Source organism: Massilia sp. Soil_C_3 (genome assembly GCF_057657035.1).
On record NZ_JBDGJG010000002.1, the window covers coordinates 262061 to 288370 of the forward strand.

The 26310-nt window shown below is 66.6% G+C and carries 22 protein-coding genes; 15 read left to right on the plus strand and 7 right to left on the minus strand.

The features are described from left to right. Positions 1 to 250 precede the first annotated feature (250 nt). From AC3A6F_RS04130 to AC3A6F_RS04150, 5 genes are read right to left on the minus strand one after another with little or no spacing between them, the layout of a single operon-like run. Positions 251 to 505 (minus strand): formate dehydrogenase subunit delta, encoded by a 255-nt coding sequence (locus AC3A6F_RS04130; protein ID WP_147933859.1) that lies wholly within the window; start codon positions 503 to 505, stop codon positions 251 to 253. Then, the gene (fdhD, locus tag AC3A6F_RS04135) at positions 502 to 1359 is read right to left on the minus strand and encodes a formate dehydrogenase accessory sulfurtransferase FdhD (RefSeq protein ID WP_487678698.1); all 858 of its coding nucleotides are present in this window, start codon (positions 1357 to 1359) and stop codon (positions 502 to 504) included. The genes AC3A6F_RS04130 and fdhD overlap by 4 nt, the downstream gene beginning before the upstream one ends. Next, positions 1356 to 4205 carry a formate dehydrogenase subunit alpha gene (fdhF, locus tag AC3A6F_RS04140; protein WP_487678699.1) on the minus strand — a complete coding sequence of 950 codons (2850 nt, stop codon included), beginning with the start codon at positions 4203 to 4205 and terminating at the stop codon, positions 1356 to 1358. The genes fdhD and fdhF overlap by 4 nt, the downstream gene beginning before the upstream one ends. Positions 4206 to 4226: 21 nt before the next feature. Continuing rightward, the gene (locus AC3A6F_RS04145; RefSeq protein WP_487678700.1) at positions 4227 to 5786 is read right to left on the minus strand and encodes a formate dehydrogenase beta subunit; all 1560 of its coding nucleotides are present in this window, start codon (positions 5784 to 5786) and stop codon (positions 4227 to 4229) included. Further along, positions 5783 to 6286 (minus strand): formate dehydrogenase subunit gamma, encoded by a 504-nt coding sequence (locus AC3A6F_RS04150; RefSeq protein WP_487678701.1) that lies wholly within the window; start codon positions 6284 to 6286, stop codon positions 5783 to 5785. Before AC3A6F_RS04150 ends, AC3A6F_RS04145 begins: the two co-directional genes overlap by 4 nt. A gap of 116 nt (positions 6287 to 6402) precedes the next feature. Between AC3A6F_RS04150 and AC3A6F_RS04155 the strand changes: the two genes are divergently transcribed. Both AC3A6F_RS04155 and AC3A6F_RS04160 read left to right on the plus strand, forming a co-directional pair. Further along, positions 6403 to 7470, plus strand: coding sequence for a substrate-binding domain-containing protein (locus AC3A6F_RS04155; RefSeq protein ID WP_487678702.1), 1068 nt, complete (start codon positions 6403 to 6405; stop codon positions 7468 to 7470). Positions 7471 to 7523: 53 nt separating this feature from the next. After that, complete coding sequence (locus AC3A6F_RS04160; protein WP_487678704.1) at positions 7524 to 8273, plus strand: hypothetical protein; 750 nt, start codon at positions 7524 to 7526, stop codon at positions 8271 to 8273. Positions 8274 to 8360: 87 nt separating this feature from the next. Here the strand turns inward: AC3A6F_RS04160 and AC3A6F_RS04165 are convergent, their stop codons facing one another. Together AC3A6F_RS04165 and xseA are read right to left on the minus strand one after the other, a co-directional pair. After that, a complete protein-coding gene (locus AC3A6F_RS04165) occupies positions 8361 to 8939 on the minus strand; it encodes a superoxide dismutase (RefSeq protein WP_487678705.1) in 579 nt (192 codons plus the stop codon). 116 nt (positions 8940 to 9055) lie between these two features. Continuing rightward, positions 9056 to 10417: an exodeoxyribonuclease VII large subunit gene (gene xseA, locus AC3A6F_RS04170; protein WP_487678706.1), complete on the minus strand. Its 1362-nt coding sequence runs from the start codon at positions 10415 to 10417 to the stop codon at positions 9056 to 9058. A gap of 1052 nt (positions 10418 to 11469) precedes the next feature. Between xseA and AC3A6F_RS04175 the strand changes: the two genes are divergently transcribed. From AC3A6F_RS04175 to AC3A6F_RS04235, 13 genes are all read left to right on the plus strand, one after another. After that, a complete protein-coding gene (locus AC3A6F_RS04175) occupies positions 11470 to 12078 on the plus strand; it encodes a MotA/TolQ/ExbB proton channel family protein (protein WP_147933851.1) in 609 nt (202 codons plus the stop codon). Next, positions 12078 to 12515, plus strand: coding sequence for an ExbD/TolR family protein (locus AC3A6F_RS04180; RefSeq protein ID WP_487678987.1), 438 nt, complete (start codon positions 12078 to 12080; stop codon positions 12513 to 12515). Before AC3A6F_RS04175 ends, AC3A6F_RS04180 begins: the two co-directional genes overlap by 1 nt. Before the next feature lie 40 nt (positions 12516 to 12555). Next, positions 12556 to 13581 (plus strand): tetraacyldisaccharide 4'-kinase, encoded by a 1026-nt coding sequence (lpxK, locus tag AC3A6F_RS04185; protein ID WP_487678707.1) that lies wholly within the window; start codon positions 12556 to 12558, stop codon positions 13579 to 13581. Then, on the plus strand, positions 13562 to 13732 hold the full coding sequence (locus tag AC3A6F_RS04190; protein ID WP_005669111.1) for a Trm112 family protein: 171 nt from the start codon (positions 13562 to 13564) through the stop codon (positions 13730 to 13732). Before lpxK ends, AC3A6F_RS04190 begins: the two co-directional genes overlap by 20 nt. Positions 13733 to 13741: 9 nt before the next feature. Then, entirely contained in the window at positions 13742 to 14494 is a 753-nt protein-coding gene (kdsB, locus tag AC3A6F_RS04195; protein WP_320474930.1) for a 3-deoxy-manno-octulosonate cytidylyltransferase, read from the plus strand. 184 nt (positions 14495 to 14678) lie between these two features. Then, positions 14679 to 15335 (plus strand): adenylate kinase, encoded by a 657-nt coding sequence (gene adk, locus AC3A6F_RS04200; RefSeq protein ID WP_147933848.1) that lies wholly within the window; start codon positions 14679 to 14681, stop codon positions 15333 to 15335. A 91-nt stretch (positions 15336 to 15426) separates the two neighbouring features. Then, a complete protein-coding gene (locus tag AC3A6F_RS04205; protein ID WP_487678708.1) occupies positions 15427 to 15849 on the plus strand; it encodes a hypothetical protein in 423 nt (140 codons plus the stop codon). A gap of 181 nt (positions 15850 to 16030) precedes the next feature. Beyond that, entirely contained in the window at positions 16031 to 16546 is a 516-nt protein-coding gene (locus AC3A6F_RS04210) for a hypothetical protein (RefSeq protein WP_487678709.1), read from the plus strand. Positions 16547 to 16656: 110 nt separating this feature from the next. Continuing rightward, positions 16657 to 17415 carry a 3-hydroxyacyl-CoA dehydrogenase gene (locus AC3A6F_RS04215; RefSeq protein WP_487678710.1) on the plus strand — a complete coding sequence of 253 codons (759 nt, stop codon included), beginning with the start codon at positions 16657 to 16659 and terminating at the stop codon, positions 17413 to 17415. 45 nt (positions 17416 to 17460) lie between these two features. Then, positions 17461 to 19305 carry a gamma-glutamyltransferase gene (gene ggt, locus AC3A6F_RS04220; protein ID WP_487678711.1) on the plus strand — a complete coding sequence of 615 codons (1845 nt, stop codon included), beginning with the start codon at positions 17461 to 17463 and terminating at the stop codon, positions 19303 to 19305. A gap of 175 nt (positions 19306 to 19480) precedes the next feature. Further along, complete coding sequence (locus AC3A6F_RS04225) at positions 19481 to 23773, plus strand: two-component regulator propeller domain-containing protein (RefSeq protein ID WP_487678712.1); 4293 nt, start codon at positions 19481 to 19483, stop codon at positions 23771 to 23773. A gap of 75 nt (positions 23774 to 23848) precedes the next feature. After that, positions 23849 to 24541, plus strand: a complete 693-nt coding sequence (locus AC3A6F_RS04230; protein WP_487678713.1) for a response regulator — start codon at positions 23849 to 23851, stop codon at positions 24539 to 24541. A 132-nt stretch (positions 24542 to 24673) separates the two neighbouring features. Continuing rightward, a complete protein-coding gene (locus AC3A6F_RS04235; RefSeq protein ID WP_487678714.1) occupies positions 24674 to 26302 on the plus strand; it encodes an AMP-binding protein in 1629 nt (542 codons plus the stop codon). The last annotated feature ends 8 nt before the right edge of the window (positions 26303 to 26310 follow it).

Sequence of the window (26310 nt, forward strand, 5' to 3'; positions counted from 1 at the left end):
CCCGCAGCATGCTAGTCCCGTAGCCGAAAACGTCATTCCCGCGGCCCCAGCACGTCATTCCCGCGGCCCCAGCACGTCATTCCCGCGCAGGCGGGAATCCAAGTCTTAAGCGTTGCCACTACGGTTTAACGCAGTGGCTGCGTAACGTACTTGGATTCCCGCCTCCGCGGGAATGACGTGCTCAGGTCGCTGGACTGGCGTGTCCTGGCAGCGGGACTGGCGTGTTCAGGCTTGCGGAATGACCTGGTGATCAACCCGCATCACCGCCTGGCGGCGGAGGCGGCATATGGTCGCGCCGGTGCTCCAGCAAGGCCTCGATCACCATCGGCTTGAGTCCCTCTCCCTCGGTTTCGTCGAGATGCGAAAACAGCCGGCTGCGCATGCGCGGCGCCCAGAAGCGCTGCAGGTGGTTGGCGATTTCGGTGCGGCCTTCCTGGGGATCCGGGTAGGACTCGAAAAAGGTGCCGATCTGGTTGGCCATCGTGACCAGGTTGTCGATGTTCATGCGGACTCCATTGCGATATTGGCGCCGTGGGCGTAGGCGACGAAGTCGTCGCCGCGGGCGAAGGCGACCAGGGTCAGGCCGCAACCGAGCGCGGTACGGACGGCGAGGGCGGTAGGCGCCGAGATGGCGACCATGGCGGCGATGCCGACGGTGGCGGCTTTCTGCACCATCTCGACGCTGGCGCGGCTGGTGATCAGGCAAAAACCATCGGCCGGGTCGGCCCCGGCCAGGTGCAGGCCGCCGATCAGCTTGTCGAGCGCGTTGTGGCGGCCGACGTCCTCGAATGCAGCTCGCGGCCTGCCGTCACGGCCGCACCAGATGGCCGCATGGGTGGCGCCGGTAATGCGGTTGAGCGGCTGCTGGGCCCTGGCATCGAGCAGGGCGCGACGGATCGCCGGGCCGGACAGCGCCCGCGTCGGCGCCAGCCAGGGCAGGGGCCGCACCACCTGGGCCAGGCTGTCGACGCCGCACAGGCCGCAGCCGGTACGGCCCGCCAGGCTGCGCCGCCGCTCCTTGAGACGCATGAAGGCGCCGGCGGCGAGGTCGATGTGGGCGGTGATGCCGCTTGCAGCGTGTTCGATCTCCACACCATAGAATTCGGCGGGCGAGGCGACGATGCCTTCGCTCAGGGAAAAGCCGAGCGCAAACTCCTCCAGGTCGGCGGGTGTCGCCAGCATCACCGCGTGCGAGACGCCGTTGTACTCGAGCGCAACCGGTACTTCCTCAGCCAATTCGTCCTGCGTGCTGCGCAATTGGCCGCCGTGCGTGCGCGTCACGGTCATGCAGGCGCTCGGAAAGTGCTGGACGGGCCCTTGCACCTTGGGGTGCGCATCCATGTCGAGCGCGCCCATCATGCGACCGGCTCCGCCAGGCCCAGCTGCATCTGGTTGAAGCGGGCGTATTCCAGCTGCCAGTCCGACTGCTGCTGGACCGGCATCACCTGCACCGCCGTGACCTTGTATTCGGGGCAGTTGGTGGCCCAGTCGGAGTTCTCGGTCGTGATGACGTTGGCGCCCGATTCGGGGAAGTGGAAGGTGGTGTAGACCACGCCCGGCTGCATGCGCTCGGTGACCATCGCCCGCAGCACGGTCTCGCCGGCGCGGCTATGGATGCCGACCCACTGGCCCTCCTCGATGCCGCGCTCCTGGGCATCGTGCGGGTGGATCTCGAGCCGGTCTTCGGCATGCCAGCGCACGTTCTCGGTGCGGCGCGTCTGCGCGCCGACGTTGTACTGCGACAGGATGCGGCCGGTGGTCAGGATCAGCGGATACTTGCGCGTCACCTTCTCGTCGGTGGCGACGTACTGGGTGATGATGAAGCGGCCCTTGCCGCGCACGAAGCCGTCGACGTGCATGGTCGGCGTGCCGTCCGGCGCTTCGTCGTTGCATGGCCACTGGATGCTGCCCAGTTCATCGAGGCGGCGGTAGCTCACGCCGCTGAAGGTCGGCGTGAGAAGCGCGATCTCGTCCATGATCTCGGACGGATGGCGGTAGTTCATGGGATAGCCCAGCCGGTTCGACAGCGCCACCGTGACTTCCCAGTCGGCATAGCCGGCCCGTGGCGGCATCACCTTGCGCACGCGCGAGATGCGGCGTTCGGCATTGGTGAACGTGCCGTCCTTTTCCAGGAATGAGGAGCCGGGCAGCAGCACGTGGGCATACTTGGCGGTCTCGTTCAGGAAGATATCCTGTACCACGATGCATTCCATGGATTCGAGCGCCGCGGTGACGTGCTGGGTGTTCGGGTCGGACTGGACGATGTCCTCGCCCTGGCAATACAGGCCCATGAAACTGCCGTCGAGGGCGGCCTCGAACATGTTCGGGATGCGCAGCCCCGGTTCGGCCTGCAGCGGCACGCCCCAGGCCTCTTCGAACAGCGTGCGCACGGTGGTGTCCGAGACGTGGCGATAGCCCGGCAGCTCGTGCGGGAAGGAGCCGATGTCGCAGGAACCCTGCACATTGTTCTGTCCGCGCAGCGGATTGACGCCCACCCCGGCGCGGCCGACGTTACCGGTGACCATCGCCAGGTTGGCGATGCCCATGACGGCAGTGGAACCCTGCGCGTGTTCGGTCACGCCCAGGCCATAGAAGATCGCGCCATTGCCGCCGAGCGCATACAGGCGGGCGGCATCGCGCACCTGCTGCGCCGGCACGCCGGTGATCGCTTCCATCGCTTCCGGCGAGTTCTCGGGCTGGGCGACGAAGGCGCGCCACTGGGCGAAGGCGCGCATATCGCAGCGCTCGGTGATGAAATCGTTGGCCATCAGGCCTTCGGTGACGATCACGTGGGCCAGCGCGCTGACGATCGCCACGTTGGTGCCGGGCCGTAGCTGCAGGTGATAATCGGCGCGGATGTGCGGCGACTTGACCAGGTCGATGCGGCGCGGATCGATGACGATCAGCCGCGCGCCCTGGCGCAGCCGCTTCTTCATGCGCGAGGCGAACACCGGGTGGCCGTCGGTCGGGTTGGCGCCGATGACCAGGATCACATCGGCCTTCTCGACCGACTTGAAGGTCTGGGTGCCGGCCGATTCGCCGAGCGTCGTTTTCAGTCCGTAGCCGGTGGGGGAGTGGCACACGCGGGCGCAAGTATCGACGTTGTTGTTGCCGAAGGCGGCGCGCACCAGCTTTTGCACCAGATAGCCTTCTTCGTTGGTGCAACGCGATGAGACGATGCCGCCGATCGAATCCCTGCCGTGCTTGGCCTGGATGCGCTTGAATTCCGATGCTGCGTAATCGAGGGCTTCGTCCCACGAGACTTCTTTCCACGGATCGGTGATCTTCGCGCGGATCATGGGTTTCAGGATGCGGTCCTTGTGGGTGGCGTAGCCCCAGGCGAAGCGGCCCTTGACGCAGGCATGGCCCTCGTTGGCCTTGCCGTCCCTGGCCGGCACCATGCGCACCACCTCGTTGCCTTTCATTTCCGCCTTGAGCGAGCAACCGACGCCGCAGTAGGCGCAGGTGGTGGTGATGCTGTGCTCGGCCTGGCCGAGCCAGATGACCGATTTTTCGGTGAGCGTGGCGGTGGGGCAGGCTTCGACGCAGGCGCCGCACGAGACGCATTCGGATTCCATGAATGCTTCGCTCTGGCCGGCGGCGACGCGGGAATCGAAGCCGCGGCCGGAGATGGTCAGCGCGAAGGTGCCTTGCGTCTCTTCGCAGGCGCGCACGCAGCGGTTACACACGATGCACTTGGAGGAATCGAAGGTGAAGTAGGGATTGCTCTCGTCTTTCTTGAGCTTCAGGTGGTTGGCGCCCTCGTAGCCGTAGCGCACTTCGCGCAGGCCGGTAACGCCGGCCATGTCCTGCAGCTCGCAGTTGCCATTGGCCGGGCAGGTGAGGCAGTCGAGCGGGTGGTCGGAGATGTACAACTCCATCACGCCCTTGCGCACTTCCTGCAGCTTGGGAGTCTGGGTGCGCACGACCATGCCCGCTTCGGCCGGCGTGGTGCAGGACGCCGGATAACCGCGGCGGCCTTCGATCTCGACCAGGCACAGGCGGCAGGAGCCGAACGGCTCCAGGCTGTCGGTGGCGCAGAGCTTGGGGATGTTGATGCTGTTCTCGGCCGCCGCGCGCATCAGCGAGGTGCCGGCCGGGACGGTGACCTGGACGCCGTCGATGCTCAAGGTGATCATCTCGGTGGCGAGGTTGATTTCTTTCGCCGGCGTGCCGAAATCGCGGGTGAGGATGGTTTCGATCATCGTGTTCTCCTGGGCTGCCGCTCAGGCGGCCAGTTCGTCGCCGGCCACCTGGCCGAAGTCTTGCGGGAAGTGGTTCAGCGCCGACAGCACCGGGTAGGGCGTCATGCCGCCCATCGCGCACAGCGAGCCGTTGAGCATGGTGTCGCACAGGCTGCGCAGCAGAATCACCTGCTGGGGGCGCTCGGTGCCGGCGCGGATCTTGTCGATCACCTCCACGCCGCGGGTGGAACCGATGCGGCAGGGCGTGCATTTGCCGCACGATTCGACGGCGCAGAACTCCATCGCGTAGCGCGCCAGCTTCGCCATGTCGGCGCTGTCGTCGTGGACCACGATGCCGCCATGGCCCAGCACCGCCCACAGGGCGGCAAAGGCTTCGTAGTCGAGCGGGGTGTCCCACTGCGAGGCCGGCAGATAGGCGCCCAGCGGGCCGCCCACCTGCACCGCCTTGATCGGACGGCCGCTGGCGCTGCCGCCGCCGTAGTCATACATGATCTCGCGCAGTGTGACGCCGAACGCCAGTTCGATCAGGCCGCCGTTCTTGATATTGCCGGCCAGTTGCACCGGCAGGGTGCCGCGCGAGCGGCCCATGCCGAAGTCCTGGTAGAACTGGGCTCCCTTGTCGAGGATGACGGGCACCGAGGCCAGCGACAGCACATTGTTGATGACGGTCGGCTGGCCGAACAGGCCGGCCAGCGCGGGCAGGGGTGGCTTGGCGCGCACCACGCCGCGCTTGCCCTCGATGCTCTCGAGCAGGGCGGTTTCTTCGCCGCAGATATAGGCGCCGGCGCCCTTGCGCACCTCGAGCTCGAAGGCGCGGCCGCTGCCGGCGACGTTCGCTCCAAGGAGGCCCGCGCGCGTGGCGGTCTGGATCGCGTGATTGAGCGCGGCGATTGCGTGCGGATACTCGCTGCGCACGTAGATGAAACCGCGGGTGGCGCCAACGGCGAGGCCGGCGATGGTCATGCCCTCGATCAGGACGAAAGGATCGCTTTCCATGACGATGCGGTCGGCGAAGGTGCCGGAATCGCCTTCGTCGGCATTGCAGACGATGTATTTTTGGTAAGCCGGCGCCCGCAGCACCGTGTTCCACTTGATCCCGGTGGGGAAGGCGGCGCCGCCGCGTCCGCGCAGGCCCGAGGCGGTGACTGCGGCGACGATGTCGGCGCCCGTCATGGTCACGGCCTGGCGCAGGCCGCGGTAGCCGCCGTGGGCCTCGTAGTCGGCCAGGGACAGCGGATCGGTGATGCCGCAGCGGGCGAAGGTCAGGCGGGTCTGCCGGGCCAGATACGGAATCTGTTCGACGAGGCCGAGCGCCAGGCGGTGCGTGGATTGGCCGTCGTGGAAGCCGGCATCGAACAGGGCGGCCACGTCGCTTTCGTCGACGTTGCCGAAGCCGATGCGCCCGTCCGGGGTCTCGACTTCGACCAGCGGTTCGAGGTACAGCAGCCCGCGGGTGCCGTTGCGCACCAGGTCGATGGCGATGCCGCGCCGCGCGGCCTCGCTACGGATCGCGCTGGCGATATCGTCGGCGCCCAAGGCCAGCGCCGCCGAATCGGCGGGAACATAGATGCGCACGCTCATGCGACCTCCTCGGCGTTGGTGGACAGCTTCGCCACAAGCTTGTCGAAACGCTGCGGCGTCACGCGCGCGTGGACGGCGTCATTGATCATGATGGCCGGCGCGGTGGCGCACTGGCCTAGGCAGTACACGGGTTCCAGCGCGAAGCCGCCATCGGCGGTATGCGCGTGCAGCTCGCAACCGAGCGCCTGCTGGACGTGGGACAGCAGGGCGTCGCCGCCCATGCTCTGACAGGCCTCGGCGCGGCAGACCTGCACCGTGCAGCGTGCCGGCGGCGTGGTCTTGTAGTAGTGGTAGAAGGTGATCACGCCATGCACCTCGGCGCGCGACAGGTTGAAGCTTTGCGCGAGCCCCTCGACCGCATCGGGCGGGATGAAGCCAAGCCGGTCCTGGATCGCATGCAGCACCGGCAGCAGCAAGTCCTGGCCAAGCTGGCCGTTATGCGCATGAAGTGCGAGGATGTCGCCGATGACGCGGCGCGTTTCGGTGCTGTCTTGTTTCATGGTGTCTCCATCTCTGCCTTGCATATGTTTATCGGAACATATATAACGGCTTTTATTGACTGCTCAGACCAGAGTAGCACCCGATTCACCGGTGTTCAATATGAAGGATTTTGCATATGATCAGAGTGGAGATACGGCCGGACTGGATCGTGCGCGATGCCTCCGGGGAGCCGACCGCGCTGCCGGCGCTGCTCGGGCTGCTGTTGGCGGTGAGCCAGCTTGGTTCGATCAGCAAGGCCGCCACGGCGCGCGGCATGTCCTACCGCCATGCCTGGGGACTGCTGCAGCAGTTCTCGGCGCAGTTCGGCGTGGAACTCGTTCACAAGGTGCGCGGAAAGGGCACGGTGCTGTCGCCGCTCGCCGAAAAGCTGATGTGGGCCGACCGCCGCATCCACGCCCGCCTGACCCCCACGCTCGACAGCCTGGCCTCGGAATTGCAGCAGGAACTGGCGCGGGTACTGGTCGGCGACGCACAGGTGCTGCGCCTGACCGCCTCGCACGGGTTCGCGGTGGCCGCCCTGGTGACGCAGCTGAACGAGCATGGCGTCACGGTCGACATCAATTATCGGGGCAGCAGCGATGCGGTGGCGGCGCTGGCGCGTGGCGAGTGCGACCTGGCGGGTTTTCACTTGCCGGTCGGCGAACTGGAAGGGGCGGCGGCCGCCAAGTACCGGCCCTGGCTCGATCCCGAGCGCCACGCGCTGTTGCACCTGGCGTATCGCATGCAGGGGATCTTCGTCGCCAAGGGCAATCCGAAGGGCGTGACCGGCCTGGCCGATCTGGCGCGCCAGGATCTGCGCTTCGTCAACCGCCAGAAGGGGTCCGGCACGCGGGTGCTGCTCGAACTGCTGCTGGCCGACCGTGGCGTTGACGCCGCCGTGATCAACCGCTCCGGCACCGCCGAATTCACGCACGCGGCGGTGGCCGCCTATGTCGCCAGCGACATGGCCGACGTAGGCTTCGGCGTCGAGACGGCGGCGCGGCGCTTCGATCTCGATTTCATTCCGGTGATTCGCGAGCGGTACTTCCTGGCCTGTGATGTCGGCGCCCTGGACACGCCGCTGCTGACGTTGGCGCAGGCGGCGATGGCGAGCGGCGCTTTCCGGGAGGTGCTGTCGGCGCTGCCAGGCTACGATGGCGCCCTGAGTGGCGAGCGACTCGATCTGCACTTCCTGTTCCAGTAGTAAAAGCGGGCGCGGTATGATGCGATCCATGTCAACCGAGAGCATGCGGGCATATGAACTGGATCGATGACTGGCGCGTGCGCCGCGAGCTGCGGCGCTCACGCTATCGTGAACAACTGGTGCAACTCGCGCCGGGCTTGCATGCCTACTGGCAGCGCGTCGGACCCGAAGAATTTCCGGGCATGCCTGCCGACCGCCTGTTCTTTCATCGGGCCGCTACCGGACTGATGACATTTTTCGACGCATCCACACGGCGCGGCAAGCCGTGCGCACTGCCGTCGCTGGCCGCCGACTCGGTCTGGCATGCGTGGATGCGCTGGGACGCCGACGATCTCGCCCGCTTTTGCCGGCGCCACTTCGGAACCACGATTGCGCACCTGCCGCAGTCTGCCCTCGATCGCACAGCCCTGGCACAGACGCTCGTCGGATGCCGCGCACTGGAAGGGCAGCCTTCGCACGGCCCCGGCCTGCCGCAGCTGTTCGCTCTCGACGCCCGTCTGCACATGCCGAACGGCCACGGTTACTGGATCGAGCGTGGCGACATCGTCTATCGGCGCCTCGATGCGGCAGGGAGCAAGCCCGGGCCTGCGCACGTGCATCCAGATCTCGCGCTGCCGGCGCTCTTCGGTGCGGGCCTGGTCAGCGAAATGACTTACCTGGCGCTGATGAAGAAACCAGGGCCGGAGGCGCAAACAGGCGATGGCGGCACTGCCATCGTCGATTCCGCTGACGGCAGCGACGGTTGCGGCGATGGTGGAGGCGGGAGTGGTTGCGGCGGTGGCGGTGGCGGTGGCGGCGACTAGATTCCGGCGCCGGCGAAAAAAAGGCCCGCGCGAGCGGGCCCTGGTCGTCGACGCATCATGCCGTCGCCGGCATGACCGTCAGCGCATTCAGACGAAATTCTTGTTCACGAATTCCCAGTTGGCGACATTCCAGAACGCTTCCAGGAACTTGGCGCGCGCGTTGCGGTAGTCGATGTAATAGGCGTGTTCCCAGACATCGGCGGTCAAGAGCGGCACGTCGGTGGTCGTCAGCGGGGTGCCGGCGCCGGTGGTGTTGACGATGTCGACGCTGCCGTCGGCCTTTTGCACCAGCCAGGTCCAGCCCGAGCCGAAGTTGCCCAGTGCCGACTTGTTGAACTCTTCCTTGAACTTGTCGAACGAACCCCACTTGGCGTTGATCGCGTCCAGCGCCTTGCCGGTCGGTGCGCCGCCGCCGTTCGGGCTCAGGCAGTTCCAGAAGAAGGTGTGGTTCCAGACCTGGGCCGAGTTGTTGAACACGCCGCCGCTCGACTTCTTGATGATCTCTTCCAGGGACAGGTTCTCGAACTCGGTGCCCTTGATCATGTTGTTCAGGTTGGTCACATAGGTCTGGTGGTGCTTGCCGTGGTGGTATTCCAGGGTCTCGGCCGAGATGTGCGGTTGCAGGGCGTCCTTGGCATACGGCAGTGGCGGCAGGGTGTGTTCCATGTGTGCGTTCCTTAGTGGTTGGGAAAGGTTGCTGTTCTTATAGCGCCGTTATTCTACGCAATATAGAGCAACGTTGCAGGCTTGCATTTTTTGCAGCCCCGGCAACCGATCCGGATTCACTCCAGCACGCTCTGGACCTGGGCCACGCCGACCTCGGCGCTGCCATTGGCCAGCCGCACCGTCAGCGTGTCGCGCGCGTGGATCTGGGCTGGATCGCGCACGATCTGGCCCTTGCCGTCGCGCACGATGGCATAGCCGCGCTCCAGCGTGCGCTGCGGGTTGAGCAGCTCGAGCTGGGCAGCCAGGGCATTGAGCGCTTCGCGCCGCGCCCTGAGCTGGCTGCACAGGCTCGCGTTCAGGTGGCGGCTGTCGGACGCCAGCCGGGCGCGCAGGGCGCGCATGTCGGGACGGTGGCGCGACCAGCGTTGCTGCAGCTGGGCCAGCGCCAGGCCGTGGCGGTTGACCGGCAGCTTGACCGCGTGCGTCATGGCCGTGGCCAGCGACAGCAGTTTCAGGCGCTGGTGGCCGATCTGGGCCGAGGGGCTCAACAAGCGGCGGCTCAGGTTGTCGAGGCCCTGGCCGGCGTCGTGCAGGCGGCGCTCCATGGCGCGTTGCAGGTCGAGGGCGTCGCCCTCGAGCGAGGCGAGCCAGTCGGCGCGCGGCGTGGCGGCCAGTTCGGCGGCCGCCGTCGGTGTCGCGGCGCGCACGTCGGCGGCGAAGTCGGCGATGGTGACGTCGGTTTCATGGCCGACGCCCGAGATCACGGGGATCGCGCAGGCGTCGATGGCGCGCGCCACGCACTCCTCGTTGAAGCTCCACAAATCCTCGATCGAGCCGCCGCCGCGGCAGACCAGCAGCACGTCCACCTCGGCGCGGCGCGAGGCCGTCATGATGGCTTCGGCGATCTTGTCGGCGGCGAACTGCCCCTGGACCGGGGCAGGGTAGAGCACGATGCGCACGTGCGGGGCGCGCCGCCGCAGGGCGGTCAGCACGTCGCGCAGTGCGGCGGCCTGGGGGCTGGTCACGATGCCGATGCTGCGCGCGAACAGCGGCAGTGGGCGCTTGCGGTCGGCGTCGAACAGGCCCTGCGCGGCCAGTTTTTCCTTCAGGCGCAGGAAGGCTTCGTAGAGCTGGCCCACGCCGGCGCGGCGGATCGCCTCGACGTTGATCTGGTAATCGCCGCGCGCGCCATACAGGGTCACCAGGGCCCGCACCTCGACCTTGTCGCCTTCGCGCGGCGTGAAGCCGGCCGACTGCGCGCGGCTGCGGAACATCACGGCGCGCACCTGGGCCGCATCGTCCTTCAGCGTGAAATACCAGTGACCGGAAGCTGCGCGCGTGAAATTGGAGATCTCGCCGCCAATCCAGACCAGCGGGAACGAGCGCTCCAGCAGGCGCGCCACTTGCTGGTTCAGGGCGGTGACGCTCAGGACGGCAGGGGCGGTGAAGGCTGGATCGGCGTCGTTCGGTGCTTGCATGGCGGGCTGGCAAAAATGGCGAAAGCGAGCATTATCCCCCATCGGCAAGCGGCAAGTGGTTTTCCAGCCCAGGGCTCGGGTCTGGCAATGTTGCTGCTTTTCAATGCAATCTATTGAAAACCTTGTTTAATCAATGGCTTATCGCCGGGGTAATGTCGTTTGAGAGCGGTTTATCCACAAAAACTGTGGGGAACTCATCCGATCGGAGGGGGAGTGCGTACCGTTTGGGCACGATAAGTAGAATTGTTACGAATCAATGACTTAAGTCCCTAGCCGGGAGCTTGATCACAAAGTTGTCCACAGAATCTGTGCAAACCTTTTATGTGCAGCACAGGGCCGTAAAGCTGTCGATCGATGTCTTCGCGGACCGGACATGGCGCATCCGACACTGCCTGCTTTTGAGGCAGGTCGATCTATTCTCAATCGAATCAATCACTTATGCAGTAAAGTTCAAGCTTCCTCACATTCTTATCCACAAAAATTGTGCACATGGCGAATAATGTATGCATGAGTGCTTCGCAGTCCAAACAATTGGGATAGAAACCGCCGTCGAGGCATTTTTTGTTGGCAAAAAATGCCGTATGCTAAATTTTTCGGCAGTGATGTTTTATTGAGGTAAATCAAAGGCTTACTGTCATAAAGTGCTCATTGCTCACACTTTTGTCCACAAAAAGTGTGCGGAACCTGAGGTGACCGCAGGCGAAGTACAGCCGGGTTTTGCTGCTCGCAATTTAGGCTTAACAATTAAATCGTCTGGAATCAATTACTTAGCTCAGTCCGGTTACCCTTGCGCACAATTTTGTCCACAGAATTTGTTCGCAACTACACCGTGCTAGTGAGCAACCTATCAAACCGGAGCCCGGTTGAGCCAAGTCATGAGACTGCCATTTTCTTGCGCAGGCGCAGAAAGCCCTTACAAATCAAGGTACTTGTCCCACCTCGCGGTCATTGCACACAATTTTATCCACAGAAGTTGTGAAGAACTCTACTTGCCGCTTCGCTGCCAACTTGCTACATTGCCGAATTGATCTTTTTCCTCTCAGGAGTATCTCTTGCTCGCCATTTTTCAAGCCGCAGGCTGGCCCATCTGGTTCCTGCTGGTCGCGTCGATCGTTGCCGTCGCCCTCATCGTCGAACGCCTGATCACCCTGCGCCGCGAGAAGATCCTGCCCCGCAACCTGCTCGATGAAGTCATCCGCGTCTATCGCAGCGGCAAGGTGACGCCCGACGTGGTGGACAAGCTGGAACAGAACTCGCCTCTCGGCGCCGTGCTGGCCGCGGCATTGCGCAACGTCGACGCGCCGCGCGACGTGATGAAGGAGTCGATCGAGGAGGCCGGCCGCGGCGTGGCCCAGAACCTGGAACGTTTTCTCACCACGCTCGGCACCATCGCCTCGCTGGCGCCGCTGATGGGCCTGTTCGGCACGGTGGTCGGCATGATCGAGATCTTCGGCGCATCGAGCCCGACCGGCGGCAATAACCCGGCCCAGCTGGCGCACGGCATCTCGGTGGCGCTGTACAACACCGGCTTTGGCCTCGCGATCGCGATGCCGGCCCTGGTGTTCTACCGCCACTTCCGCAACCTGGTCGACACCTATATCGTCGAGATGGAACTGCAGGCGGTGAAACTGGTCGACGTCGTCCACGGTGCCCGCAAATGATGGACTTTCGCCGCGGCCGCAAGCGCGAAGAGCCGGAGATCAACCTGATCCCGTTCATCGACGTGCTGCTGGTGGTCCTGATCTTCCTGATGGTCTCGACCACCTACAGCAAGTTCACCGAGCTGCAGATCACCTTGCCGACGGCCGAGGCCGAGAAGCAGGCGGAAAAGCCGTTCGAGATCAATGTGACGGTCGACGCCAAGGGCAACTACACGGTCAATAACACGCCGGTGGCGTTCACCAATGTGGCCGGCCTGGCCCAGGACATGAAGAACGCCGCGCGCACGCCCGATGGCCAGGTCGTGGCCAGCCCGGTGGTGATCGTCAACGCCGACCAGTTCGCGATGCACCAGATGGTGATCAATGTGCTGGAAGCGGCGCGCGTGGCCGGCTATGACAAGCTGACCTTCGCGGCCCAGACCGGCGCCGCCAAATAATCCATACGGCGCGCACGCTGCGCGCCGCTTTTCTTTCCGCATGGCTTCCCAACTCGAATCGACCCTGACCCGCGCCTGGCTCCGGCGCGGGCCGCTTGCCTGGGCGCTGTTGCCGCTGGCGCTGCTGTTTCGCTTCCTCTCCGGGCTGCGCCGGCTGCTGTTTCGCACCGGCGTCAAGCGCGCCGAGCGCCTGCCGGTGCCGGTGATCGTGGTCGGCAATATCTTCATCGGCGGCACCGGCAAGACACCGCTGACGATCTGGCTGGCCGAGAGCCTGCGCGCGGCCGGCCTGAACCCCGGCGTGATCTCGCGCGGCCATGGCGGCCAGGAGGGCGAAGCGCTCGAAGTCACCCCGCAGTCCGATCCGCGCGCCGTGGGCGACGAGCCGCTCTTGATCGCGGCCCGCGCCGGCTGCCCGGTCGTGGTCGGCCGCCGCCGCGTGCGAGCGGGCCAGGCGCTGCTGCAGGCCCATCCCGGGGTCGACGTGCTGATCGCCGATGACGGCCTGCAGCACTACGCGCTGGCGCGCGACGTCGAGATCGTCCTGTTCGACGGCCGCGGCGTCGGTAATGGCTGGCTGCTGCCGGCCGGTCCCTTGCGCGAGCCGCCGTCGCGCCGGCGCGACTTCACGGTCGTCAACGCGCCCGGGATCACACCCGGCCTGGCCGCGGCGGTCGGTGGACTGCCATGGCGCATGCACCTGGCGGGAGAATTCGCCGAGCCGCTGCTGGGCGGCCGGCAGGTGCCGCTGGCGCAATTAAGTGGCAAACGCATCGTGGCTGCTGCCGGCATCGGCAATCCGGGCCGCTTCTTCGCCATGCTGCGCGCGGCCGGCCTGACGCTCGGCGAGCTGCCTTTGCCCGACCATCACGACTTCATGGACGACCCGTTTGCCGGGGTCGATGCCGATGTCATCCTGATCACCGAGAAGGATGCAGTAAAATGTCGGCAAATTGATCATCTGAAGAACGATCCACGCCTGTGGGTCGTGCCGGTCACGGCGCAGCTCGACGCGCGCCTGGCCGAACAAATCGTGGAGAAATGTCGTGGACGCTCGCTTGCTTGATATCCTGGTCTGCCCGTTGTGCAAGGGACCGCTTGAACTCGACAAAAAGGCGCAGGAACTGACCTGCCGCGCCGACCGCCTTGCGTACCCGATCCGCGACGGCATCCCGATCATGTGGGCCGACCAGGCGCGCAAGATCGAACCCGCCTGACGGTTCGCAATGAGCTTTACCGTCATCATCCCGGCGCGCCTGGCCTCGACCCGCCTGCCGAACAAGCCGCTGGCCGACCTGGGCGGTAAACCCATGGTGGTGCGCGTGGCCGAACGCGCGCGCGAGTCCGGCGCGACGCGCATCATCGTCGCCACCGACCATGAAGACATCGCCACCGCCTGCGCCGCCCATGGCGTCTCCGCCGTGCTCACCCGCGCCGATCACCCGTCCGGCACCGACCGCATCGCCGAAGTGGCGCAGGTGCTGGGCCTGGGCGCGCACGAAGTCGTGGTCAACCTGCAGGGCGACGAGCCGCTGATCGATCCAGCGCTGCTCGCGGCCTGCGCCGCCCGCATCGACGCCAATACGCCGATGGCCACCTGTGCGCATCCGATCCTGGACGCCGCAGAAGTCTTCAACCCGAACATCGTCAAGGTGGTGCTCGACAAGCTCGGCCGCGCGCTGTACTTTTCGCGCGCCACCATTCCGTGGCACCGCGACGCCTTCGCGGCCACCCAGGACTCGCTGCCGCTGGGCTACGCGCCACTGCGCCACGTCGGCCTCTACGCCTACAGCAACGCCTTCCTGCAAGCCTATCCGAAGCTGGCGGTCTCGCCGCTCGAAGGCATCGAGGCGCTCGAACAGCTGCGCGTGCTGTGGCACGGCTACCCGATCGCCGTGCATGTCACACAAGATGCGCCACCCGGCGGCGTGGACACACCGGACGACCTGGCGCGGGTACGCCTGCATTACCCGTCTTGATGTAACCGCAGAGTAGCGAAGGGGTCGTCTGCGCAGGATCAATAATCCTGGCCGCAGGGCCCCAAAACTGGCTTGAAAGCCAACTTTTGTGGTAACTTCCGTGTCAAGGAAGTCTTGGCAGCATCAAACATAATTTATACAATCCCCACAAACTTTCATTATTTTCTAGAATCTCAGGAAACTCATGCGTCTCATTCTGTTAGGAGCACCCGGTGCCGGTAAGGGCACCCAGGCAAACTTCATCAAGGAAAAGTTCAACATCCCGCAAATCTCGACCGGCGACATGCTGCGCGCCGCGATCAAGGCGGGCACTGAACTCGGCCTGGCTGCGAAAAAGGTGATGGATGCCGGCCAACTGGTGTCGGATGACATCATCATCGGCCTCGTCAAGGAGCGCCTGAAGGATGCGGATTGCGCCAACGGCTATCTGTTCGACGGCTTCCCGCGCACCATCGCCCAGGCCGAGGCGATGAAGGACAGCGGCGTCACCATCGACTACGTGCTCGAAATCGACGTGCCTGACGAAATGATCCTCGACCGCATGACCGGCCGCCGCTCGCACCCGGCCTCGGGCCGCGTGTACCACGTCAAGTTCAACCCGCCGAAGGTCGAAGGCGTCGACGACGTCAGCGGCGAGCCGCTGATCCAGCGCGACGACGACAAGGCCGAAACCGTGTCGAAGCGCCTGGAGGTGTACCACAACCAGACCGAAGTCCTGCTGGGCTACTACGGCAAGTGGGCCGAATCGGGCCTGCCGGGCGCGCCGAAATACCGCAAGATCTCGGGCGTCGGCCCGGTCGAGCAGGTGCGCGACAACGCGTTCGCGGCGCTGTCCGAATAAGCGTAGCAAGCACAAAGCAAGTTAGCAGTAACCGTCGTTCCCGCGCAGGCGGGAACCTAAGTTCTTCAGCGTTATCGATACGCTCGCAAACTTGGGTTCCCGCCTCCGCGGGAACGACGTTTTTTGGGCCGACGTAAAGCGTTTGCGCTATCAAGGCGCCGGCATCCTTGGTCGGGTAATCGCCGCCGATGGCCTCGACCCGCGCTGTGAACAGCGTCGCCGCCTCCAGGCGCAGCGCGGCCTGGGCCAGGTCGTTGCCCTGGGCGCCCTGCGGGATGGCGAGCGAAACGTCGGCCAGCGAAGCGTGTCCCTGGCCCACGACATCGATCCAGTATTGCAGGCCGCCCGCGGCCTCGGCCTGCTGCGACCGGAACGCGAGGCCAGTCGGATCGGCGGGGCGGCCATGGAAGGCCGGGTAGAAGGACTGGACGATCGCATCATGCGTGCCGGCGGCGGACATCTTCATCGTTTGCTTGGGTCGGATGTGGAGGGGAGTACGATTCGAAAATATTGACACCATGCAATGGGAATTATCGAAAGATTAAGCGTAATCGGGCAAGCAAGTTTTTCAACCGGTTCGCTTGTATCGGTTGGTTTCAGTGCATTGTGTGAGAAATTGTTTCTCGCGTGCCGTGCGCGGGGTTATCAAGACGATAATAGGTCATCGATCGATTAAAAACGGAGAGAGGTCTATCATGTACAAGTCGAAAGCCATCCTTGCCGTCCTGCTCGCAGCCACTGCGATCGGCGCCGGCGCCCAGACCACCGGCACCACCCAGGGCCAGCCGGCCACCGGCGCGACCTATCGACCATCGCTCGATGGTCAGCAGACCTCGACCCCGGCGCCGACGATCGACATGCGTCCCATGACCGAGGCCGAGAAATCGACCGGGCGTCAGGAACCATCGCGCCTGAAGGACATCGATCCCGCCACCCATCCGGCGCCGCAGAACGTGCGTCCGCAGCCGTCGCCGATGCCGCGCCCGCAGGACAGCCAGGCGGCGCCGCCGAGCGCGCGTATCACGCCGACGCCGACATCGACCGTTGCGCCGGTCCCGGTCGGCCCGACCTCGCGTCCGGTCAGCGCCTGCACCGGCGCCACCTGCACCGACGCCAGCGGCGCCACCACGGCCGGTCAGGTCGGCAACGCCAGCGTCAACAGCGAAGGCCGCCTGTGCAACCGCACCGGCAACACGATGCAATGCTTCTGAAAGCCTGAGCGGCGACATGGTGGTTCCCTATAAAAATTCGCTACAATGCCGGTTGACGTTAACGTAAACGTTAATAAGCGGCACCAGAACTTTTATAAAGGGACATCACCATGCACATCCAGAACAACGTCTTTATCGTCACCGGCGGCGCCTCGGGCCTGGGCGCGGCCACCGCGCGCATGCTGTTCGATGGCGGCGCGAAAGTCGTGATCGCCGACGTCCAGGAAGAGGCCGGCCGCGCGCTGGCGGCTGAGATCAACGGCCAGTTCGTCCGCTGCGACGTCACCCAGGAAGCGGACGGCAAGGCCGTCGTCGACGCCGCCGTGGCGCTGGGCACCCTGCGCGGCCTGGTCAACTGCGCCGGCGTGGCGCCGGCCGTCAAGACCGTCGGCAAGGACGGTCCGCACCCGCTGGACGTGTTCCAGCGCGCCGTCAACATCAACCTGGTGGGCACCTTCAATATGGCGCGTCTGGCGGCCGAGGCCATGGGCAAGACCGAAGAAGCCGAACACGGCGAGCGCGGCATCATCATCAACACCGCCTCGGTCGCGGCCTACGACGGCCAGATGGGGCAAGCTGCTTACGGCTCCTCCAAAGCGGCCGTGGCCGGCCTGACCCTGCCGATGGCGCGCGACCTGGCGCGCAGCGGCATCCGCGTGATGACCATCGCGCCGGGCATCTTCGAGACCCCGATGCTGATGAATATGCCGCAGGAAGTGCGCGATTCGCTGGGCAAGATGGTGCCGTTCCCGCCGCGCCTGGGCATGCCGAAGGAGTATGCCCACCTGGCCAGGGCCATCATCGAGAACGTGATGCTCAACGGCGAGACGATCCGCCTGGACGGCGCGATCCGCATGCAGCCGAAGTAAGAGAAATTCTTGTCCTGAAAGCAAGCCGGCGTGACATGAGGTAGCATGTCCCCGATGTCGGGCGCGTTGCCGCTGTCGCGCGGCGGCGCGCCCGTTTGCTTTTGGGAGAATCGTTTGAAACAACTCAGCACTTTTGCAATCGCCCTGGCTCTGGCCGGCGTCCTTCCCCATTCCGTACTGGCCCAGGATTCACTGCAGGCCGCGCCCGAAGCGGCCAGCGGCTTCCAGGAAAAAACCGGCTGGCCGGCGCAGAAATACATGGTCGCCGCGGCCAATCCGCTGGCAGTGGACGCCGGCTACCAGATCCTGCGCCGCGGCGGCAGCGCGATCGACGCGGCGATCGCCACGCAACTGGTGCTGACCCTGGTCGAGCCGCAATCGTCGGGCATCGGCGGCGGCGCCTTCATGGTCCACTACGACGGCAAGCATACCCAGGCCTTCGACGGCCGCGAGACCGCGCCGTCCAGGGCCGACGAACACCTGTTCGAACGCCCGGACGGCACCCCGCTGTCGCGCACGGAAGGCGTGGTCGGCGGCCGCTCGGTGGGCGCGCCGGGCGTGCTGCGCATGCTCGAACTGGCGCACCGCCAGCACGGCAAGCTGCCCTGGAAGGCGCTGTTCGAGCCGGCGATCAGGTTGTCGGAGCAGGGCTTCGCGGTCAGCCCGCGCATGCACAAGATGCTGGCCGGCGAGACCCATCTGCGCAAGGATCCGGTGGCCGTGGCTTATTTCTACGACAAGAATGGCCAGGCGTGGCCGGTCGGCCATGTGCTGAAGAACCCGGCGCTGGCCAGGACGCTGCGCGAGATCGCCGATGGCGGCGCCGATGTGTTCTACACCGGCCGTATCGCGCGCGACATCGCGGAAAAAGTCGCGCGGCACCCGACCAATCCCGGCCTGTTGTCGGCCAAGGACATCGCCGACTACCGGCCCAAGGTGCGCACGCCCGTGTGCAGCGATTATCGGCAATACACCGTGTGCGGCATGCCGCCGCCGTCGTCGGGCGGGATCGCCGTGGCCCAGATGCTGGGCATGTTCGAGACCTTCGACATGAAGGCGCTGGCCCCAAAAGACGGCGTGCCCGGCACCGAGGTGGTGCACGTGTTCTCGGAAGTGGGACGCCTGGCCTACGCCGACCGCAACCGCTACGCGGCCGACGCCGACTTCGTGCCGTTGCCGGGGCGCGGCATCCCGAGCCTGATCGACAAGGGCTACCTGAAACAGCGCGCCGGCCTGGTCGGCGCCCGTTCGATGGGCGAGGCGAAGGCCGGCACGCCGCCGGGCATGGAAGTCGCCTGGGGCACGGACAATGCCATCGAGACGCCGTCGACCTCGCACCTGTCGGTGGTGGACGCCGAGGGCCGCGGCCTGGCGATGACGACCACCATCGAAGACGCCTTCGGTTCGCGCCAGATGGTCGACGGCTTCATGCTCAACAACCAGCTGACCGATTTTTCGTTCAGCGCGCGTGACGCCGACGGCCCGGTGGCGAACCGGGTCGAGGCCAATAAACGGCCGCGCAGCGCCATGTCGCCGACCATCGTGTTCGAGAAGGACAGCGGCAAACTGGTGCTCACCGTCGGCTCGCCGGGCGGCCCGGCGATTATCAACTACGTGGCCAAGGTGCTGGTCGGGACCCTGGACTGGGGCCTGAACGTGCAGCAGGCGATCGCGCTGCCCAATTTCGGCAGCCGCAACGGCCCCACCGAGCTGGAACGCGGGCGCTTCCCGCAAGCCACGCAGGACCTGCTGCGGGCGCGCGGCCATGCGATCCGGGTAAGCGACCAGACCTCGGGCCTGCACGGCATCGAGCGGATCGGGGTGCACGGGGTGCCGATGTGGTTCGGCGGCGCCGACCCGCGCCGCGAAGGTATTGCCAAAGGAGACTGAAGTGGGACAGGGAAGCGACAAATCAAGACAATTTGTCGCGATTCCAGCCCCATATTTGCCTCAACACAAGCAGAGTTTGCTAACCTGTCGCCGTGGATAGCAAACAGAAAACCGGATCGATCCTGACGGGAGCAGGAAGGCGCGTTGCCGATGCGCGCGTCGGCTTTCGTGCCTCATGACCATGCTGCGCCGGTTCTTTTCTGACTTCCTGCCGATATTCTTCCTGTCGCTGCTGCTTGCGGCATCGGCGCCGCTGCGCGCGGCCGCGCCCGAGCCGACTTTGCGCTTCGAGCACCTGTCGGTGCAGCAGGGCCTGGCCCAGGAATCGGTCCTGTCGATCGTCCAGGACCGCGACGGCTTCATGTGGTTCGGCACCCAGTCCGGCCTGTCGCGCTACGACGGCAACCGCTTCGTGCACTACCGCAGCGAGGTCGGCAACCCGCGCAGCCTGTCCAGCAACTGGGTGCGGGTGCTGCACCTGGACCGCCACGGCCGCATGTGGCTGGGCACCGACGGCGGCCTGAATCGCTACGATCCGGCCACCCGCAGCTTCACCCTCTACGCGCCGCACGAGCCGACCCGGCGCGGCACCGGCAACCGCCAGATCAAGGCCATGATCGGCGACGGCCGCGACGGGCTGTGGATCGGCACCGCCGACGGCCTGCAGCACTTCGATCTCGACACCGGCAAGTTCACGGTCTGGCACCACGTGCCGAACGACGAACGCACCCTGCGCGACGACGGCATCCAGGCGCTGGCGCTCGACGCCGACGGGCGGCTGTGGATCGGCACCGCGGCGGGCCTGGACAGCCTGGCCCCCGACCGCCGGACGATCGAGCACCACCCATCGACGCTGGACTTGCGTTCGCGGCCGGTGCACGCGCTGCTGGTCGACGCCGGCCAGCGGCTCTGGATCGGCCGCTTCGGCGGGCTGGAGCGGCGCGACCTGCGCGGCCCAGGCGCCGGCAAGCTGCGCCGCTTCGGGCCCGCCGACGGCATCGGAGAATCGTGGATCACCACGCTGTACCAGGATCCCGATGCCACGGTCTGGGTCGGCACCCACGACGACGGCCTGCTGCGCTGGCGCGCCGGGGCCGAACGCTTCGACGCCTTCCGCAACGTCGTGACCGATCGCCACAGCCTGGTCGACAACTACGTCTCGGCCCTGTACCGCGACCGGGTCGGCACCTTCTGGGCCGGCACCTGGTATGGCGGCGTCTCGCGCGTGGACCTGGGCAGCGGCGGCTTCGCGCGCCTGAATGCGCGGCCCGGCGTGGCCGACTCGCTGGCCGACAACAAGGTGCGCGCGCTGCTGGAAGACGGGCAGCGGTTGTGGGTCGGTTCGGCCACCGCCTTGCATCACTTCGATCCGCGCACCGGCAAGGCCGAGGTGTTCCGGCACCGCAAGGACGACCCCAATAGCCTGATCGACGTGCCGGCGGCCGCCATCGTGCGCGACGGCGCCGGCCTGCTGTGGATCGGCAGCCGCTCCGGCGTCACCTCGTTCGATCCCCGCACGCGCCAGTTCCGGCGCCAGGTGCTGCCGGGCGACGCCGACGCCAACAATGTGCGCTCGATGCTGCTCGACCGCGCCGGCGCCATCTGGATCACGACCCGCGGCGGCATGCACCGGCTCGACCCGGTCACTCGCGCCGTCACCAGCTACCGCCACGATCCGTCGAAATTCACCAGCCTGTCGGACGACATCGCGCGCCCCATGCTCGAAGACCGGCATGGCCGCTTCTGGGTCGGCACCTTCGCCGGCCTGGACCTGCTGGACCGCGCCAGCGGCAGGTTCCGCCACTTCAGGCACGACCCCTACGACCCGAACAGCATCAGCCATGACGAGGTGCACCACCTGATGGAAGACAGCCGCGGCGACATCTGGATCGGCACCGCGGTGGGCCTGAACCGCATGGTGACCGGCCGCGACGGCGCGCTCAGCTTCACCCGCTTCACCACGCACGACGGCCTGGTCGACGATTCGGTGGCGGCGATCGTGGAAGACCAGGAGGGCCGCATCTGGGCCAGCACCTCGGGTGGCATCTCGACCTTCGACCCGGCCAGCGGGCGCTGGCGCAGCTACACGGCGGCCGACGGCATCACCGAGGGCGCCTTCTTCGACGCCTCGGTGCTGCGCACGAGCGATGGGACCCTGTATTTTGGCGGCTTCAATGGCATCACCGCCTTCGATCCGCGCGCGATCCGCGACAACCGCATCGCGCCGCGCCCCGTGATCACCGGCCTAGAGATCTATAACCGGCCCGTCGAGGAGGCCTTCCCGGGCCTCTTGCCGGGGCCGATCGAGAATGCCAGCGCCGTGACCCTGCCGGCCGACGCCGCCGTGCTCACCCTCGAATTCGCGGCGCTGCACTTCGCCGCGCCCGAGCGCAACAAGTTCGCCTACCGGCTCGACGGCTTCGATAAGGGCTGGGTGAGCGCCGGCGCCGACCAGCGCTTCGCCACCTATACCAACCTCGATCCCGGGACCTATGTGTTCCGGGTGCGCGCGGCCAACAAGGACGATGTCTGGAGCGAGGACGTGGCGGCGCTGGCGCTGACCATCGAGCCGCCTCCGTGGGGCACGCCGTGGGCCCGGATCGGCATGATCCTGGCGGTGTGCAGCGCCATCTACGTGGGCCTGCGCGTGCGCCTGTCCAGCCTGCGCCGCCACAAGGAGCGGCTGGAACATCAGGTGAGCGCGCGCACCGAGCAGGTGGAGCAGCAGAACCGCATGCTCGAGCAGCAGACGCAGGAACTGCGCGAGCAGGAGCGGCGCGGGCGCCACCAGAGCAACGAGCTGGCGCGGGCCTACCGCGCGCTGCAGGAGAACGAGGAAGTCCTGCGCCAGGCCAAGGAGCGCGCCGAGGACGCGACGCGCCAGAAGTCCGAGTTCCTGGCCAATATGAGCCACGAGATGCGCACCCCGCTGGCCGGCGTGATCGGCATGCTGGGCTTCGCGCTGCGCGACGCGGCGCTCAGGGACAATACGCGCGAGCAGATCCTGCGCGGCCAGGCCAATGCCGAGGCGCTGCTGGCGATCATCAACGATTTGCTGGACTTCTCGAAGATCGAGGCCGGCAAGCTGACGGTCGAACGCATCGACTTCGACCTGCACGAGAAGATGCGCAATGTGGCCAGCCTGTTCCAGGAGCAGGCCGCGGGCCACAGCCTGGACTTCTCGGTCCAGGTCGACGACAACGTGCCGCGCTTCTTGGTAGGCGACCCAACCCGCGTGCGCCAGGTGCTGGTGAACCTGATCGGGAACGCCTTCAAGTTCACCAGGTCGGGCAGCGTGGCGGTGCAGGTCGAATGCAGGCCAAGCGACCAGGACCGCCCGCCGGGCATGCACATGATCCGCTTCACGGTGCGCGACACCGGCATCGGCATCCCGTCCGACGCGCTGCCGCGCCTGTTCCAGAAGTTCGAGCAGGCCGACACCACCACCACGCGCCGCTACGGCGGCACCGGCCTGGGCCTGGCGATCTGCCGCCAGCTGGTGGAGCTGATGGGGGGCACCATCGGCGTCAACAGCCAGGAAGGCAAGGGCAGCGTGTTCAGCGTGCTGCTGCCGCTGCCGGACGGCGTCGAGCCGGCGCGCGTGGAGCTCGCGCCGCGCGCGCCGCACAGCCATCGCCTGCGGATCCTGTGCGCCGAGGACTTCCCGACCAACCAGATCATCGCGCGCCTGATGGCCGAGGAGATGGGCCACGAGATCGACATCGTCGACAATGGCCTGGAAGCGGTGACTGCCTGCGCTCGCCGGCGCTATGACCTGGTGCTGATGGATGGCCGCATGCCCGAGATGGACGGCGCCAGCGCCACCCGCCTGATCCGCGCCGGCGGCCCGCAGGATGCGCCGGTAGCCGATCCGCACGTGATGATCGTGGCGCTCACCGCCAACGCCACCGACGAGGACCGCACGCGCTACCTGGCCTGCGGGATGGACGCCTTTTTGACCAAGCCGATCGACGAGGCGGCGCTGCACATGCAGCTGGCGCGCGCGATCGAGCGCCAGCTGCAGCGCGGCGTGGGGCTCGACCCGATGCCGGCGCAAGGCACGCTCGATAGCCGTGCGCAGGCGATGGCGGCGCTGGACGCGATGTTCGAGGTGACCTTCGACGAACCGGCGGCCGCGCGCAAGGCCGAACCCGCGGCGGCGCCTGCTGAACCGGTGGCGGCCGCGCATGGGGTTGGGGAGGCGCTGGCGGTGCGCCTGCGCGCCGCCTTCTGCGCCGACCTGCCGCGCCGCCGCCGCGAGCTGGCGGCGGCCGTTGCGTCGGACGACCTGGACGCGGCCGGCCGCATCCTGCACGGCCTGCGCGGCAGCGCCGGCCACCTGGCGGAGCCGGCACTGGAGGCGCTGTGCGGCGAACTGGAAGCGGCGGCCGACACCGGCGAGCACCAGCGCCTGCGCGCCGGCCTGCCGCAGCTGCATGCGCTGCTCGATGCCTTCGCGTCGCGCTGATCGTGCAGACAATCTTGTAACTGAGCCACCGTGCCTGCCTATAATGCAGGTCTTGACCGATCAGGCGGAGAGCGAATGAAGGTGCTGGTAGTGGACGACGACATCGTGGCGCGCATGATGCTGATGCATCTGGTCGACAGCTGCGGCAACCATGCGATCCTGGAAGCGGAAGACGGCGCCGACGCCTGGCGCCAGCTGGAGGCCGGGCTGCGGCCCGACATCGTGTTCTGCGACCTGCGCATGCCGCACCTGTCCGGCCTCGAGCTGCTGCAGCGGCTGCGCGCGGATGGCGCGACGGACGCGCTGCCTTTCGTGCTGGTCTCGGCCGCGTCCGACGCCGCGACGCTCGACGAAGCGGCGGCCCTGGGCGCCAGCGGCTACATCGTCAAGCCGTTCCGCCAGGAAGACGTGCGCGCGCAGTTCGAACGCCTGTTCCCGCCAGGGACCGAAGAGGTACCCCCTGACGAAGCGCCGCACGAGGTCGCGCACCGGCTCGGCATCGACGCTGCGCGGCTGCGCCTGTATCTCGACGGACTGGCGCGCCAGCTGCAGGTGGCCATGCAAGAACCGCCGCCCGGCGACGAAGGCATGCGGGCGCGCCTGAACCGCTTGCGCGAGGGCTGCAAGACCCTGGGCCTGTACGGCGCCGCCGCGGCGCTGGCCAAAGCGGCCGCAGACCCCCAGTCGACGCAGCAAGACGTGGCGGCGGCGCTCGCCGGCGCCAGCGTCGCGGTGGCGCGCCAGGCCGAGCGCGCGGCGCGTGCTTGAGCGGGTTTCGAGCAGGCACAAGAAAGGAGTGCGAATCCGCTTGTCGATGGGTTGCTTTAGATTTAAAGTATCTCTGGATTGTTGCTTGAGCGCTTATTCTCGTCGCCTCGTTTCACGCAGCCGGGACTCTTCATGAACGACGCCACCTTCGCAACCTTGTCCCCGTCCGGCCACACGGATGGCTTCGCCCGCGCCAACCTGCCGCCGCCGCACGCCTGGCCCGAGTTGCGCTTCGATCTGCCCGAACTGCAATACCCGCCGCGCCTGAACTGCGTCGCCGCACTGCAGGGCAGTGCCGTCAAGCGCGGCTGGGGCAAGCGCACGGCGCTGATCGGCGCGCGCGAGCGGCTGACGTATGCCGAACTCCTGGCGCGGGTCGACCGCATCGCCCACGTGCTGCGACACGACCTGGGCCTGGCCACCGGCAACCGGGTGCTGGTGCGCGGCGCCAACTGCCCGACGATGGCGGCCTGCATCCTGGGCGTGATCAAGGCCGGCTGCATCGCGGTGCCGACCATGCCGCTGCTGCGCGCGCGCGAACTGGGCGCCATCGCCAACAAGGCGCGCGTGAACGCGGTGCTGTGCGCGGGCGGCCTGGTGGACGAGGTCGAGGCGCTGGGCCTGGCCGTGCCGGTGCTGGTGTTCGACGCCCCGGTCCCCGATTCCCTCGAACAACGCATGGGGCGCCACGATGCGCCGTTTGTGGCGGCCGACACGGCGGCCGACGACGTCTGCCTGATCAGCTTTACCTCCGGCACCACCGGCGTGCCGAAAGGGACCATGCACTTCCACCGCGACGTGCTGGCGATCTGCGACTGCTTCCCGCGCCACGTGCTGCGCGCCCAGGCCGACGACGTCTTCATCGGCACGCCGCCGCTGGCCTTTACTTTCGGGCTGGGCGGGCTGCTGCTGTTCCCGCTGCGGGTGGGGGCGGCCGGGGTGCTGATCGAGAAGCTCACGCCCGAAACCCTGCTGGGCGCGATCGCGGAACACCGCGCCACGGTGTGCTTCACGGCGCCGACCTTTTACCGGCAGATGGCGGCGCAGGCAGGAAGATTCGGGCTCCAGAGCCTGCGCGCCAGCGTGTCGGCCGGCGAGGCGCTGCCGGTGGCCACGCGCGAGGCCTGGCAGGCGGCGACCGGGCTGGCCATGATCGACGGCATCGGCGCGACCGAACTGCTGCACATCTTCATCTCGAGCGCGGGCGGCGACGTCCGGCCCGGCGCCACCGGCAAGCCGGTGCCCGGCTACCAGGCCTGCATCCTCGACGCCCAGGGCCGGCGCGTGGGTCCCGGCGTGATCGGCCGGCTGGCGGTGAAGGGGCCGACCGGCTGCCGCTACCTGGCCGACGAGCGCCAGCACGACTACGTCAAGGATGGCTGGAACCTGACCGGCGATGCCTACGAGATGGATGACGACGGCTATTTTTACTACCGCTCGCGCCTTGATGACATGATCATCTCGGCCGGCTACAACATCGCCGGCGCTGAGGTGGAAGAGGCGCTGCTGCACCATCCGGCGGTGGCCGAATGCGCCGTGGTGGGGCGCAGCGATCCCGAACGCGGGCAGGTGGTCGAGGCGCATGTCGTGTTGCGCAGCAGCCACGTCGGAACCGAGGAACTGGTCCACGAGCTGCAGGAATTCGTGAAGGGCCAGATTGCGCCGTATAAATACCCGCGCGCAATTCTGTTCAAGGAACAACTGCCGCGCACCGAAACCGGTAAACTGCAGCGGTTTAAATTACGCACTGAAGCGGTTTGAGGAGTTGC

Coding starts and splice junctions, on each gene's coding strand:
- AC3A6F_RS04155 (WP_487678702.1), top strand. CDS start 6,403: ATGATCAGAGTGGAGATACGGCCGGACTGGATCGTGCGCGATGCCTCC.
- fdhD (WP_487678698.1), bottom strand. CDS start 1,359: ATGATGGGCGCGCTCGACATGGATGCGCACCCCAAGGTGCAAGGGCCC.
- AC3A6F_RS04180 (WP_487678987.1), top strand. CDS start 12,078: ATGGACTTTCGCCGCGGCCGCAAGCGCGAAGAGCCGGAGATCAACCTG.
- xseA (WP_487678706.1), bottom strand. CDS start 10,417: ATGCAAGCACCGAACGACGCCGATCCAGCCTTCACCGCCCCTGCCGTC.
- kdsB (WP_320474930.1), top strand. CDS start 13,742: ATGAGCTTTACCGTCATCATCCCGGCGCGCCTGGCCTCGACCCGCCTG.
- AC3A6F_RS04130 (WP_147933859.1), bottom strand. CDS start 505: ATGAACATCGACAACCTGGTCACGATGGCCAACCAGATCGGCACCTTT.
- lpxK (WP_487678707.1), top strand. CDS start 12,556: ATGGCTTCCCAACTCGAATCGACCCTGACCCGCGCCTGGCTCCGGCGC.
- AC3A6F_RS04150 (WP_487678701.1), bottom strand. CDS start 6,286: ATGAAACAAGACAGCACCGAAACGCGCCGCGTCATCGGCGACATCCTC.
- fdhF (WP_487678699.1), bottom strand. CDS start 4,205: ATGATCGAAACCATCCTCACCCGCGATTTCGGCACGCCGGCGAAAGAA.
- AC3A6F_RS04145 (WP_487678700.1), bottom strand. CDS start 5,786: ATGAGCGTGCGCATCTATGTTCCCGCCGATTCGGCGGCGCTGGCCTTG.
- AC3A6F_RS04225 (WP_487678712.1), top strand. CDS start 19,481: ATGACCATGCTGCGCCGGTTCTTTTCTGACTTCCTGCCGATATTCTTC.
- AC3A6F_RS04165 (WP_487678705.1), bottom strand. CDS start 8,939: ATGGAACACACCCTGCCGCCACTGCCGTATGCCAAGGACGCCCTGCAA.
- ggt (WP_487678711.1), top strand. CDS start 17,461: ATGTCCCCGATGTCGGGCGCGTTGCCGCTGTCGCGCGGCGGCGCGCCC.
- adk (WP_147933848.1), top strand. CDS start 14,679: ATGCGTCTCATTCTGTTAGGAGCACCCGGTGCCGGTAAGGGCACCCAG.
- AC3A6F_RS04215 (WP_487678710.1), top strand. CDS start 16,657: ATGCACATCCAGAACAACGTCTTTATCGTCACCGGCGGCGCCTCGGGC.
- AC3A6F_RS04235 (WP_487678714.1), top strand. CDS start 24,674: ATGAACGACGCCACCTTCGCAACCTTGTCCCCGTCCGGCCACACGGAT.
- AC3A6F_RS04210 (WP_487678709.1), top strand. CDS start 16,031: ATGTACAAGTCGAAAGCCATCCTTGCCGTCCTGCTCGCAGCCACTGCG.
- AC3A6F_RS04160 (WP_487678704.1), top strand. CDS start 7,524: ATGAACTGGATCGATGACTGGCGCGTGCGCCGCGAGCTGCGGCGCTCA.
- AC3A6F_RS04230 (WP_487678713.1), top strand. CDS start 23,849: ATGAAGGTGCTGGTAGTGGACGACGACATCGTGGCGCGCATGATGCTG.